The organism is Streptomyces sp. NPDC055632 (assembly GCF_053618675.1).
Genome location: NZ_JBSHHY010000002.1, coordinates 522,543 through 535,809, shown reverse-complemented (window position 1 = coordinate 535,809; position 13,267 = coordinate 522,543). Strand labels below are relative to the sequence as shown.

General features: G+C 71.9%; 10 protein-coding genes. 8 read left to right on the top strand and 2 right to left on the bottom strand.

Annotation, left to right across the window (positions count from 1 at the left end; genetic code table 11):
- Positions 1-179: 179 nt before the first annotated feature.
- On the top strand, positions 180-1,049 hold the full coding sequence (locus ACWGSR_RS05085; RefSeq protein ID WP_376233556.1) for an HAD family hydrolase: 870 nt from the start codon (positions 180-182) through the stop codon (positions 1,047-1,049).
- Positions 1,050-1,387: 338 nt separating this feature from the next.
- Here the strand turns inward: ACWGSR_RS05085 and ACWGSR_RS05080 are convergent, their stop codons facing one another.
- A complete protein-coding gene (locus ACWGSR_RS05080) occupies positions 1,388-2,209 on the bottom strand; it encodes a Fic family protein (protein ID WP_376233554.1) in 822 nt (273 codons plus the stop codon).
- Positions 2,210-2,311: 102 nt separating this feature from the next.
- Here ACWGSR_RS05080 and ACWGSR_RS05075 point away from each other — a divergent pair, with 102 nt between their 5' ends.
- Positions 2,312-3,286 (top strand): ATP-binding protein, encoded by a 975-nt coding sequence (locus ACWGSR_RS05075; RefSeq protein ID WP_453563603.1) that lies wholly within the window; start codon positions 2,312-2,314, stop codon positions 3,284-3,286.
- Between the two features lie 69 nt (positions 3,287-3,355).
- Here ACWGSR_RS05075 and ACWGSR_RS05070 read toward each other — a convergent pair whose 3' ends face one another.
- Positions 3,356-4,681: a hypothetical protein gene (locus tag ACWGSR_RS05070; protein ID WP_453563600.1), complete on the bottom strand. Its 1,326-nt coding sequence runs from the start codon at positions 4,679-4,681 to the stop codon at positions 3,356-3,358.
- A gap of 317 nt (positions 4,682-4,998) precedes the next feature.
- Here ACWGSR_RS05070 and ACWGSR_RS05065 point away from each other — a divergent pair, with 317 nt between their 5' ends.
- The 6 genes from ACWGSR_RS05065 (at position 4,999) to ACWGSR_RS05040 (ending at position 13,225) form a co-directional block, all read left to right on the top strand.
- Positions 4,999-7,449 carry a SulP family inorganic anion transporter gene (locus tag ACWGSR_RS05065; protein WP_453563598.1) on the top strand — a complete coding sequence of 817 codons (2,451 nt, stop codon included), beginning with the start codon at positions 4,999-5,001 and terminating at the stop codon, positions 7,447-7,449.
- Positions 7,450-7,785: 336 nt separating this feature from the next.
- Positions 7,786-9,741, top strand: coding sequence for an acetate--CoA ligase (gene acs, locus ACWGSR_RS05060; protein ID WP_453563596.1), 1,956 nt, complete (start codon positions 7,786-7,788; stop codon positions 9,739-9,741).
- A 268-nt stretch (positions 9,742-10,009) separates the two neighbouring features.
- Positions 10,010-11,401, top strand: a complete 1,392-nt coding sequence (nhaA, locus tag ACWGSR_RS05055) for a Na+/H+ antiporter NhaA (protein WP_453563594.1) — start codon at positions 10,010-10,012, stop codon at positions 11,399-11,401.
- A gap of 36 nt (positions 11,402-11,437) precedes the next feature.
- Complete coding sequence (locus ACWGSR_RS05050) at positions 11,438-11,944, top strand: phage holin family protein (RefSeq protein WP_453563591.1); 507 nt, start codon at positions 11,438-11,440, stop codon at positions 11,942-11,944.
- A complete protein-coding gene (locus tag ACWGSR_RS05045) occupies positions 11,941-12,879 on the top strand; it encodes an alpha/beta fold hydrolase (RefSeq protein ID WP_453563588.1) in 939 nt (312 codons plus the stop codon). Before ACWGSR_RS05050 ends, ACWGSR_RS05045 begins: the two co-directional genes overlap by 4 nt.
- Before the next feature lie 154 nt (positions 12,880-13,033).
- Positions 13,034-13,225, top strand: coding sequence for a hypothetical protein (locus ACWGSR_RS05040; protein ID WP_376246666.1), 192 nt, complete (start codon positions 13,034-13,036; stop codon positions 13,223-13,225).
- Positions 13,226-13,267 lie beyond the last annotated feature (42 nt).

Below are 13,267 nucleotides of genomic sequence, written 5' to 3'. Positions count from 1 at the left end.
GGACATGCGACGACCCCCGCCGGGGGGGAGAGCGGGGGTCGTCTCTCCGGCCGACTCGGGGGGGGGAGGAGCCGGACCGGGGTAGCACGGTCGCGAACGATCCGTGACTTCCATGGTGTACCCGAGAGGCTTCTCAGGCAAACCCACGCGCCCCAGCGTACGCCGAATGGCGGGCACCTATGCTCGGGCTCGTGGAAAACCACTCCTTGCCGCGCACAGCCGCCTTCTTTGACCTGGACAAGACGGTCATTGCGAAGTCCTCGACGCTGACCTTCAGCAAGTCCTTCTACCGGGGCGGGCTGATCAGCCGCCGTGCCGCCCTGCGGACGGCCTACATCCAGTTCGTCTTCCTGGCGGGCGGGGCCGATCACGACCAGATGGAGCGGATGCGCGAATACCTTTCCGCGCTCTGCAAAGGCTGGAACGTCGCCCAGGTGAAGGAGCTCGTCGCCGAGACCCTTCACGACCTGATCGACCCGATCATCTACGACGAGGCCGCCTCCCTCATCGAGGCCCACCACGCCGCCGGCCGGGACGTCGTCATCGTCTCGACCTCCGGCGCCGAGGTGGTCGAGCCGATCGGCGAGATGCTCGGGGCCGACCGGGTCGTCGCCACCCGGATGGTGGTCGGCGAGGACGGCTGCTTCACCGGGGAGGTGGAGTACTACGCCTACGGGCCGACGAAGGCCGAGGCCGTCCGGGAGCTCGCGAAGTCGGAGGGTTACGACCTCTCGCGCTGCTACGCGTACAGCGACTCGGCGACCGACATCCCCATGCTGGAGGCCGTCGGCCACCCGCACGCGGTCAACCCCGACCGGACGCTGCGCCGCGAGGCCGTCGCCCGGGAGTGGCCCGTCCTCTCCTTCGAGAAGCCGGTCCGCCTCAAGCAGCGGCTGCCCGAGTTCCGGATGCCGCCCCGGCCCGCGCTCGTCGCCGCGGCGGCCGTGGGCGCGGCCGCCGTCGGGGCCGGGATCGTCTGGTACGCCGCCCGGCGTCGGCAGACGGCTCTCGCCGCCCCTCGGACCGCCGCCGACTTTGCCCGAATTTGAGTGAAACCCCAAGAAGTGGGACCAGCACTTTCGCTTCCACTCCAAGAGGAGTAGAAAGGAATCAGGCCCGCGAGACCTGGGACATCCGAGAGGATCACCTGTTGAGCATGAAGGCCCCACGGACCTAGCACGAAAGCCAGGTACCCACGCGACGTCGACCCGTCGATTACGGGCCAGCCGCACCAGGCCACGGGCAAAGTTCCCGGCCTGATGGGCATATATCGAGGACGCTTGGTAACTGGGTGGACGTGCCAGCGGCGGTACCGAACAGGTACCGCCGCAACCCTTTTCAGGACCTGGAGCCGGAGCGCTCCCGCCCCGAGCCCGCCGTCCGGCCCTCAGGCCGCGCCGCGCTGGAGCGCCTCGCAGACGGCCGTCGACTCCCGGACCCCCAGTTCGACCGAGCGCCCGCAGTGCGCGATCCAACCGCCCACACCCTCCGGGGTCCCCGACAGATAGCCCTCGAACGCGGCGAGGTACGCGGCCCGGCCCTGCTCCGCGTGGCCGACCTCGGCCGGGCAGATCGCCTTGGGGTCGAGACCGCTGCCGACGAGCGCGATCCGCTCGGCCGCCCGCGCGACCAGGCCGTTGTACGAGGTGAAGGGGCGCAGCGCGAGCAGTTCGCCGTGCACCACGGCGGCCGTCACGAGCGCCGGGGCCCCGCTGCCCGCGACGATCAGTTCCGCGAGGCCGTCGAGCCGTCCGGCGACCTCGGCGGGCGTCGGTGCCGGGCCCTCGATCAGCGGCTCGTCGACCCGCTCGCCGTCCAGCCGGGGCCGCCCGACCGAGTCGTCCGGGTCGCCCGCGGCGACCAGGTGGAGGCGGGCGAGCACGCGCAGCGGCGACTGGCGCCAGATGGAGAGGAGCTGTCCGGCCTCGGCGCCCAGGCGCAGGGCGGCGCCGACCGTGCGGGCCTCGGGGTCGGCGCCGCCGAAGTCGGTGCGCCGGCGGACCTCCTCCAGGGCCCAGTCGGCGCCGGACAGGGCGGCCGAGCCGCGCGCGCCGCGCAGGGCCGCCTCGGAGGAGATCTCGTTGCTGCGGCGGCGCATCACGCGGTGGCCGTAGACCCGGTCGACGGCCTTGCGTACGGAGTCCACCGCGTCGGCGACGCCCGGCAGGGAGCCGAGCGCGGCCAGGGGGTCAGAGGCGTGCGTACTCATAGGTAGGGAGGCTACGCGCCCGGCGGCCCCGCCCCACGATGGAGTGGTCTTCTTCACGCAACCCGGCCACGCAAGGCGATCATACGGCTACCCTAGGTGAACATGAAGATCGCTTTCGTCGGGAAGGGCGGCAGCGGCAAGACCACGCTGTCCTCGCTCTTCATCCGCCACCTCGCCGCCAACGAAGCTCCGGTCGTCGCCATCGACGCGGACATCAACCAGCACCTGGGCGCCGCCCTCGGCCTGTCCGAGACGGAGGCCGCCGAGCTGCCCGCGATGGGCGCGCACCTGCCGCTCATCAAGGAGTACCTGCGGGGCGCCAACCCGCGGATCGCCTCCGCCGACACCATGATCAAGACGACACCGCCCGGGGAGGGCTCCCGGCTGCTGCGGGTCCGCGAGGACAATCCGGTGTACGAGGCGTGCGCGCGCCCGGTCCGGCTCGACGACGGCGAGGTCCGGCTGATGGCGACCGGCCCCTTCACGGAGTCGGACCTCGGGGTCGCCTGCTACCACTCGAAGGTCGGCGCGGTGGAGCTCTGCCTCAACCACCTGGTCGACGGCCCCGACGAGTACGTGGTCGTCGACATGACGGCCGGATCGGACTCCTTCGCCTCCGGCCTCTTCACCCGCTTCGACATGACCTTCCTGGTCGCGGAGCCGACCCGCAAGGGGGTCTCGGTCTACCGCCAGTACAAGGAGTACGCGCGGGACTTCGGGGTCGCGCTCAAGGTCATCGGCAACAAGGTGCAGGGCCCGGACGACCTCGACTTCCTGCGCGAGGAGGTCGGGGAGGACCTGCTCGTGACGGTGGGCCACTCGGACTGGGTCCGCGCCATGGAGAAGGGCCGCCCGTCCCGCTTCGAGCTCCTGGAGGCGGAGAACCGCATGTCGCTCCAGGCCCTCCAGGACGCGGCGGACGACTCGTACGCCCACCGCGACTGGGAGCGGTACACGCGGCAGATGGTCCACTTCCACCTGCGGAACGCGGAGAGCTGGGGCAACGCCAAGACCGGGGCCGACCTGGCGGCGCAGGTCGACCCCGGTTTCGTGCTCGGCGAGCCGCTGGCGGTGTAGCGGCCGGCGGCTCCCGCCGGATCCCCGGGCGGGCCGTCCGGCCCGCCGCGGGATCGGCCCGGCGCGGAATCAGTCCGCCGCGGGAGCGCCGGCGCCCACCGGCTTCGCACCCACCGGCTTCGCGCCCGTCGGCTTCGCGGCAGCCGGCGAGGAGAGGAAGTCCTTCCAGCCGGCCGCCGGGGCCTCGCCGACCTTCAGGGTGCGCATCTTGGCGACGACGTCGGGGTCCTGGGCGTCGAGCCAGTCGGCGAGCTGGCGGAAGGAGACGCACTTGACGTCCTTCTGCACGCAGACGGTGGCGATGGTCTCCTCGATGGCCCGCATGTACGTGCCGCCGTTCCAGGACTCGAAGTGGTTGCCGATGATCAGCGGCGCGCGGTTGCCCCGGTAGGAGCGCTCGAAGGCCTGCACCAGGCCGTCCCGCATCTGGTCGCCCCAGTACCGGTGCTGGGCGGGGTCGCCCTGGGTGGTGCCGGGGGACTGGTTGACCAGGAAGTTGTAGTCCATGGACAGCGTCTGGAAGGCGCGGCCGGGGACGGGCACGAGTTGCAGCGACAGGTCCCAGAGGCCCAGGTCCTTCTTGGGCCAGATCTGGTCGTTGACGCCGCTGGTGTCGTAGCGGAAGCCCATCTGCGCCGCCGCCTGGACGAAGTTCTTCCGGCCCTCCAGGCAGGGGGTGCGGGCGCCGACGAGTTCCTTGTCGTAGTCGAAGGGCAGCGGCTGCTCGGTGCGCAGCCCCGCGTTCGTCTTCCAGGTCTTGACGAAGGACTTGGCCTGGTTGATCTCGCTCTTCCACTCCTCGACGGACCAGGTGCCGACGCCGCCGTCGGGGCCGCAGAAGTGCCCGTTGAAGTGGGTGCCGATCTCGTTGCCGTCCTGCCAGGCCCCGCGGAGTTCGCGGACGGTGGCGCGGATGCCCTCGGTGTCGTTGAAGCCGATGTCGGAGCGGCCGGCACTGTGCTGGGGCGGTTCGTAGAGGTTCCGCTTCTCCTCGGGCAGCAGGTACACGCCGCTGAGGAAGTACGTCATGGTGGCGTCGTACTTCTTGCCCACCTGGCGGAAGTGGGAGAACAGCTTCTGGCTGTCCTCGCCCGCGCCGTCCCACGAGAAGACCACGAACTGCGGCGGAGTCTCCCCCGGCTTGAGGCGCTGCCAGGCGGGCTGCTTCGGCTGGACGCCGGTGAAGGCGGTCGAGCCGTCGCCGATCAGCCGGGGCACCGTCTGCGGGGCCGCGGCCGGGCCCTTCTTGGCACCCGGGCCGCCGCCCGGCGTGCCCTTCGTGGCGTCCCCGTCGAAGCCCGAACAGCCGGCGACGCCGGTGATCAGGGCGACGGTGAGCGCGCCCGCGGCGAGCGCTCTCCTCTGGGCAGTGGTCCTTCTCCCGGCGGCAGTCATCCGCCCACCTCTCCTCGGTTCCGTGCGAGCGGCGTCAACGTCGCACCAAGACCACCGGTGAGATGAAACGACAAGCGGATAAATACGCACTAATCACCAGAACAGGTGAACCACTGCACCATTTGCCCGGAAAGTACTGCCGGAGTCTTTACTCTCCATTACGATCCATTTACCGAGCGTTGATGATTTCTTCGAAGGGTCTCGCGTCGAGAGACCCCTAGCGCACATCCCGCCGCTGTACGCCGTGACCCACGGCCGCGAGCCCCACGTTCGTCCCGCACGAGCCGCGACCGCGCCGCCCCGGAGGAGACGGGAACATGACCCTCTGCACCCCTGACCGCACGACCACCCGACCCCGCCTCCAGCGACCGCACAGCCCTCCGGAGGGACCGCGCCGCTTCCGCGTCGCCGGCGTCGACGTGTCCGCGTCGATCGCCGTCTTCCTGATCGCGCTGCCGCTCTCGCTCGGCATCGCGCTCGCCACCGGAGCCCCGCTCCAGGCCGGACTGGTCGCCGCCGCCGTCGGCGGCCTCGTCGCCGGCCGCTTCGGCGGCTCCCCGCTCCAGGTGAGCGGCCCCGCCGCCGGCCTCACTGTCGTGACCGCCGAGCTCATCCGGCTCTACGGCTGGCGCACCACCTGCGCCATCACCGTCCTCGCCGGCCTCGCCCAACTCGGCCTGTCCGCCCTGCGCGTGGCCCGCTCCGCGCTCGCCGTCTCGCCCGCGATCGTGCACGGCATGCTGGGCGGCATCGGCGTCACCATCGCCCTCGCCCAACTGCACATCGTGCTCGGCGGCACCCCCCAGAGCTCCGCCGTGGACAACGCCCTCGGCCTGCCCGCCCAGTTGGCGCACGTCCAGCCGGCCGCGTTCGCCATCAGCGCGCTCACCGTGACGGCCCTGCTCTGCTGGCCGCGCCTGCCGGGCCGCGCCGGGAGACTCCTGCGCAAGGCCCCGGCCGCGCTCGTCGCGGTGGCGGGCGCGACGGCGGTGGCGGCGCTCGCCGGGCTCGCCGTGCCCCGCGTCGACCTGCCGTCCTGGAGCAGCCACGCCCTGCCCGGACTGCCCGAGGGCCCCGTCCTCGGCATCGCCGCCGGCGTGCTCACGATCACCCTCGTCACCAGCGTGCAGTCGCTGCTCTCCGCCGTCGCGGTCGACAAGCTCGTCGCCGCCCGCCCGGACCACGGCCTGGGCATCCCGCGCACCGCCCTCGACCGCGAACTCGCCGGCCAGGGCATGGCGAACGTGGTCTCCGGCGCGCTCGGCGGCCTGCCGGTCGCCGGGGTCGCGGTCCGCAGCGTCGCCAACGTCTCTGCGGGCGCGGTGAGTCGCGCCTCCACCATGCTGCACGGCCTGTGGATCGTGCTCGCGGCCCTGCTGCTGGTGCCCGTGCTCGACCTGATCCCGCTGCCCGCCCTCGCCGCCCTCGTGATGGTGGTCGGCATCCAGATGGTCAGCATCACCCACATCCGTACGGTCACCCGCCACCGCGAGGCCGTCGTCTACGCGGTGACGCTGACCGGAGTCGTCCTCATCGGGATCCTGGAGGGCGTGGCCCTCGGCATCGGCGTGGCCGTCGCGGTCGCGCTGCACCGGCTCACCCGCACCCGGATCACCCACGAGGAGCGCGACGGACGCCAACTGCTGCGCGTCCGGGGCCAGCTGACCTTCCTCGCGGTGCCCCGGCTGAGCCGGGCGCTGCACCAACTGCCCCAGGGCTCCGACGTGGTGGTGGAGCTGGACGGGTCCTTCATGGACCACGCGGCGTACGAGACGCTGAGCGACTGGACGACCGGGCACCTCGCCCACGGCGGCAAGGTCGAGACGACCGGCCCCTCCGGCGCCCGGATCGCCGAGCCCTCCCCCGGCGCGGCCCCGCACTCCTGCTGCCGCCCCTGGACCCCCTGGCACAACCACCAGTGCGGAGAGCCGCCGACCGAGCCGGCCGGGGCCGACGGCACGGGCGCGGACCGGCCCGCACCGGGGCTGAGGCTGGCGAGCGGCATCGGCAAGTTCCAGCGGAACACCGCCCCGCTCGTCCGGGACGAGCTCGCCCGGCTCGCCCGGGAGGGCCAGCGCCCCTCGCAGCTCTTCCTGACCTGTGCCGATTCCCGCCTGGTCACCAGCATGATCACGTCGAGCGGCCCCGGCGACCTCTTCACCGTGCGCAACGTCGGCAACCTCGTCCCGCTCCCCGGCGAGGAGAGCGGGGACGACTCGGTGGCGGCGGCGATCGAGTACGCGGTGGAGGTGCTGCGGGTCGAGTCGATCACCGTCTGCGGCCACTCCGGCTGCGGCGCGATGCAGGCCCTGATGAACGCCGGTCCGGACGATCCGCCGTCCCCGCTCCGCCGCTGGCTCCGGCACGGCCGGCCCAGCCTGGAGCGGATGGCGAGCAGACGCCACGCCTGGGCCCGGATCGCGGGACGCCTGCCGGCCGACGCGGTCGAGCAGCTCTGCCTGACCAACGTCGTCCAGCAGCTGGAGCACCTGCGGGCGTACGAGCCGGTGGCGCGCCGGCTCGCCGACGGCAGCCTCACGCTGCACGGGATGTACTTCCACGTGGGCGAGGCGCAGGCGTATCTGCTCGACGGCGCGGACGAGCCGCACGGCCACGACGCCTACGACGACGTCTTCACCCGGGTCATGCCGACCGCCCCGCCGGCCACCGGCCCGGGATCCGGTCCGGGCTCAGATCCGGGATCCACCCCGGAGGCCGAACCGACGTCCGAGCGCCCGTCCCGACGGGAAACAGCGCACGCCTCCTGAGCAGATGCCCCTGAGTGGACGCCCCTAAGCGGACGCCCCCGAGCGGACGCTCCTGAGTGGACGTCCCGAACGCACATCCCCGGAGCGCGCATCCCGAGCGCGCGCCCTCTCCCGACCCCTCGCCCCGGGGCGCACGCGCCCTGAACCGTCGGGGCCGTCCGTCCGTGAGACTGTGTGGCCCCTTCTCCCACCGCTCGGGAGAAGGGGCCACCCCGCATCGAGCCGCCCACAGGTCTAAACCAATTGCCCGGATGCTCTTGTCACCCGGGCATCTGACTGATGAGCTATGACGCGGGACACATACGCACAGAGGACGCCCTGGGAAAGGGAGATGTCGTGAGCAACGAAAGCCTGGCCAATCTGCTTCGCGAGGAGCGCCGCTTCGCGCCCCCCGCCGAGCTGGCGGCGGACGCCAATGTGACGGCGGAGGCGTACGAGCAGGCCAAGGCGGACCGGCTGGGCTTCTGGGCCGAGCAGGCCAAGCGGCTGACCTGGGCCACCGAGCCGACCGAGACCCTGGACTGGTCGAACCCGCCGTTCGCCAAGTGGTTCGCGGACGGCGAGCTGAACGTGGCGTACAACTGCGTCGACCGGCACGTCGAGGCCGGGCACGGCGACCGGGTCGCCATCCACTTCGAGGGCGAGCCGGGCGACAGCCGCGCGATCACCTACGCCGAGCTCAAGGACGAGGTCTCCAAGGCCGCCAACGCGCTGACCGAGCTGGGCGTCCGCAAGGGCGACCGGGTCGCCGTCTACCTGCCGATGATCCCCGAGGCGGCCATCACGATGCTGGCCTGCGCCCGCGTCGGCGCCGCCCACTCGGTGGTCTTCGGCGGCTTCTCGGCCGACGCCGTGGCCTCCCGCATCCAGGACGCCGACGCCAAGCTGGTCGTGACCGCCGACGGCGGCTACCGGCGCGGCAAGCCGAGCGCCCTCAAGCCGGCCATCGACGAGGCCGTCGCCAAGTGTCCGCAGGTCGAGCACGTCCTCGTGGTCCGCCGCACGGGCCAGGACACCGCCTTCACCGAGGGCCGCGACGTGTGGTGGGACGACATCGTCGCCCGCCAGTCCTCCGAGCACACCCCGGAGGCCTTCGAGGCGGAGCACCCGCTCTTCATCCTCTACACCTCGGGCACCACGGGGAAGCCGAAGGGCATCCTGCACACCTCCGGCGGCTACCTCACCCAGGCCGCCTACACCCACCACGCCGTCTTCGACCTCAAGCCGGAGAGCGACGTCTACTGGTGCACCGCCGACATCGGCTGGGTCACCGGGCACTCGTACATCGTCTACGGCCCGCTGGCCAACGGCGCGACGCAGGTCATGTACGAAGGCACCCCGGACACCCCGCACCAGGGCCGGTTCTGGGAGATCGTGCAGAAGTACGGCGTCACGATCCTCTACACGGCGCCGACCGCGATCCGCACGTTCATGAAGTGGGGCGACGACATCCCCGCGAAGTTCGACCTGTCGAGCCTGCGGGTCCTCGGCTCGGTCGGCGAGCCGATCAACCCCGAGGCCTGGGTCTGGTACCGCGAGCACATCGGCGCCGGCAAGACCCCGATCGTGGACACCTGGTGGCAGACCGAGACCGGCGCGATGATGATCTCGCCGCTGCCGGGCGTCACCGAGACCAAGCCGGGCTCCGCCCAGCGCCCGCTGCCGGGCATCTCCGCCACCGTCGTGGACGACGAGGCCAACGAGGTGCCGAACGGCGGGGGCGGCTACCTGGTCCTCACCGAGCCGTGGCCGTCGATGCTCCGCACCATCTGGGGCGACGACCAGCGCTACATCGACACGTACTGGTCCCGCTTCGAGGGCAAGTACTTCGCGGGTGACGGCGCCAAGAAGGACGAGGACGGCGACATCTGGCTGCTCGGCCGGGTCGACGACGTCATGCTCGTCTCGGGCCACAACATCTCGACGACCGAGGTCGAGTCGGCCCTCGTCTCCCACCCGGCCGTCGCCGAGGCCGCCGTCGTCGGCGCCGCCGACGAGACGACCGGCCAGGCGATCGTCGCCTTCGTGATCCTGCGCGGCACCGCGAGCCAGGACGAGGGCCTCGTCGCCGAGCTGCGCAACCACGTCGGCGCGACCCTCGGCCCGATCGCCAAGCCGAAGCGGGTCCTGCCGGTGGCGGAGCTGCCCAAGACCCGCTCGGGCAAGATCATGCGCCGTCTGCTGCGCGACGTCGCGGAGAACCGGGAGCTGGGCGACGTCACCACGCTGACCGACTCCTCGGTCATGTCGCTCATCCAGACCCAGCTGCCGGCCGCCTCCAGCGAGGACTGAGCCGGAGCCGGTACGTACGGAAGGAAGGCCCGCCCCGGGACCGGGGCGGGCCTTCCCCTCTGCCCGCACACACCCTCTCCTGTGTCCACACGCCCCCTCCCGAGGGGACGAAACGGGAGAAACTCCATAGGCTGCTTCTCGCCGGATGCCCCACCGCCTCCTTGGGTAGGGTGTGGGTCGCGTCAGAAACGCGACAGAAAGACCTAGGTGCGCCGGGAAGTCTGGTCGGCATGTGCTTCGCCCTGCCCGCCCGACGGAGGTCTCCCGCATGTCCGCGCCCACCGACCGCAAGTTCCTCGGTCTCCTCCCGCTGCCCGAGCGCCGCTACCTCGCCGACGCCCTGCGCACCGAGACCGTCGGCGGCATGCTCCTCCTCCTCGCCGCCGTCACCGCCCTGATCTGGGCGAACACCCCGCTGAGCGAGAGCTACGAGTCCGTGCGGGACTTCCACTTCGGCCCCGCCGCGCTCGGCCTGGACCTCTCCGTCGAGCACTGGGCCGCCGACGGCCTCCTCGCGGTCTTCTTCTTCGTCGCCGGCGTCGAGCTCAAGCGCGAGCTCGTCGCGGGCGAGCTGCGCGACCCCCGGGCCGCCGCGCTCCCCGTCGTCGCCGCGCTCTGCGGCATGGCCGCGCCCGCCCTCGTCTACACCCTGGTCAACGTCCTCGGCGACGGTTCGCTCGACGGCTGGGCCGTCCCCACCGCCACCGACATCGCCTTCGCGCTCGCCGTCCTCGCCGTGATCGGCACCTCGCTGCCGTCCGCGCTGCGCGCCTTCCTGCTCACCCTCGCCGTCGTCGACGACCTCTTCGCCATCCTGATCATCGCGGTCTTCTTCACCTCGGACCTGAACTTCGCCGCGCTCGGCGGCGCCTTCGCCGGCCTCGCCGTCTTCTGGCTGCTGCTCCGCAAGGAGGTCCGGGGCTGGTACGTGTACGTGCCGCTCGCCCTGGTGATCTGGGGCCTGATGTACAACAGCGGCGTCCACTCCACCATCGCCGGCGTCGCCATGGGCCTGATGCTGCGCTGCACCGTCCGGGAGGGCGAGGAGCACTCCCCCGGCGAGCACATCGAGCACCTGGTCCGCCCGTTCTCGGCCGGTGTCGCGGTGCCGCTGTTCGCCCTCTTCTCCGCCGGTGTCGCCGTCTCCGGCAAGTCCCTCGGGGACGTCTTCACCCAGCCGGTCACCCTCGGCGTCGTCCTCGGCCTCGTCGTCGGCAAGGCCGTCGGCATCTTCGGCGGCACCTGGCTCACCGCCCGCTTCACCCGGGCCGAGCTCAACCCCGATCTGTCCTGGCCGGACGTCTTCGCCCTCGCCACCCTCGCCGGGATCGGCTTCACCGTCTCGCTCCTCATCGGTGAACTCGCCTTCACCGGCGACCCGGCCCTCACCGACCAGGTGAAGGCCGCCGTCCTGACGGGCTCGCTCGTCGCGGCGGTCCTCGCCACCGTCCTGCTGAAGCTGCGGGTGCGGAAGTACAGCGCGCTCTACGCGAACGAGGAGCGCGACGAGGACGAGGACGGCATCCCGGACATCTACGAGGAGAACAGCCCGGAATACCACCTCCGGATGGCCGAGATCCACGAGAGGAAGGCCGCCGAACACCGACAGCGCGCCCAACTGGCGGGGGCGTCGAGCGAGGAGGGCAACCGTCCGGCATGATCTGAGTCGGACCGTAGACGAGGAGAGGGAGCAGCGATGAGCGACCTGTACGACAAGGGCGAGCCGAGCCTCGGCCAGCTGGTCGCCTCGGCGACCGCCGAGATGTCGGCACTGGTGCACGACGAGATCGCCCTGGCGAAGGCCGAGATCCGGCAGGACGTCAAGCGCGGCGCGATCGGCAGCGCGGCGGGCATCGCGGCCGGCGTGGTGCTGCTGTTCTCGCTGCCGATGCTGAGCTTCGCCCTCGCGTACGCCATCAACACCTGGACCGGCGGGCACAATGGCCACGGGGGCTGGAACCTCATCTGGTGCTTCCTGCTCTCCTTCACTGCGAACGTGCTGCTCGCGGGGCTCCTCGGCCTCCTCGCGTACTCCAAGTTCAAGAAGGTCAAGCCGCCGGAGAAGTCCATCGCGTCGGCCAAGCGGACGGCCGCGATCGTCCAGAACGTCAAGCCGCATCCGCGCCCCGAGGCGCCCAAGGCCCTGGTCAAGGGCTCCGTTGACCTGGACAAGGGCACCGTTGTGGCACGCTCGTCCGTATGACCCTTCCCGAGAGCAGCACCGCCGGCGGCGGACCCGTACGGCTCGACGGGCCGTGGACCCACCGGGACGTGGCCGCCAACGGCGCCCGCTTCCACATCGCCGAGATGGGCGACGGGCCGCTGGTGCTGCTCCTGCACGGCTTCCCGCAGTTCTGGTGGACCTGGCGCCACCAGCTCCCCGCCCTCGCCGAGGCCGGGTTCCGGGCCGTCGCGATGGACCTGCGCGGGGTCGGCGGCAGCGACCGCACGCCCCGGGGCTACGACCCCGCCAACCTGGCCCTCGACATCACCGGCGTCGTCCGCTCGCTCGGCGAGCCGGACGCGGCGCTCGTCGGGCACGACCTGGGCGGCTACCTGGCCTGGACGGCGGCCGTGATGCGCCCCAAGCTGGTGCGCCGGCTCGTGGTCTCCTCGATGCCGCACCCGCGCCGCTGGCGCTCGGCGATGCTCTCCGACCTCTCCCAGTCGCGGGCCGGCTCGCACGTCTGGGGCTTCCAGCGGCCGTGGCTGCCGGAGCGCCGGCTCGTCGCGGACGACGCCGCGCTCGTCGGGGAGTTGATCCGGGACTGGTCGGGGCCGCGGCCGACTGCCGACGAGGAGGCGGTCGAGGTGTACCGGCGGGCGATGCTCGTCCCCTCCACGGCGCACTGCTCGATCGAGCCGTACCGCTGGATGGTGCGGTCGCTCGCCCGCCCGGACGGCATCCAGTTCAACCGGCGCATGAAGCGGCCGGTGCGGGTGCCGACGCTCCATCTGCACGGCTCCCTGGACCCGGTGATGCGGACCCGCAGCGCGGCCGGTTCGGGCGAGTACGTGGAGGCGCCGTACCGCTGGCGGCTCTTCGACGGCCTCGGGCACTTCCCCCACGAGGAGGACCCGGCGGCCTTCACCGCGGAGCTCGTCAACTGGCTGAAGGACCCCGAACCGGACCGCTGACGGGCCGTCTCACGCCCCGCCGGGGCCGCTGACGGGCCGTCGGACCCCTGTTCGGCGAACGGAGTTGCCTCGAACGGCCATGTGCCTCGCGCATACTCCGATTGGCGGGCCCCGGGGAGGTTACCGACCTTGGGGCACGGGCAGACGTCCGGGTATGGGCTGGACGCACGACTACGGTGACACGACGGCACGCGACCGCGGCTCGGCCGCCGGACCGGGACCCCTCGAAAGGGGTGGACCTCCGGAGCCGGGCCGTACGCACGCCGTGCAAGGGGTGGGGATCTCGCGCATCCTGCGCCGCCGGGCCCGCTGGGTCTCGGCCCGGCTCAGGCACCCCCGCGGCTGACCTTCCGGAAGAAGACCCTCCGGGGAGGTCTTCCGGGGGGAG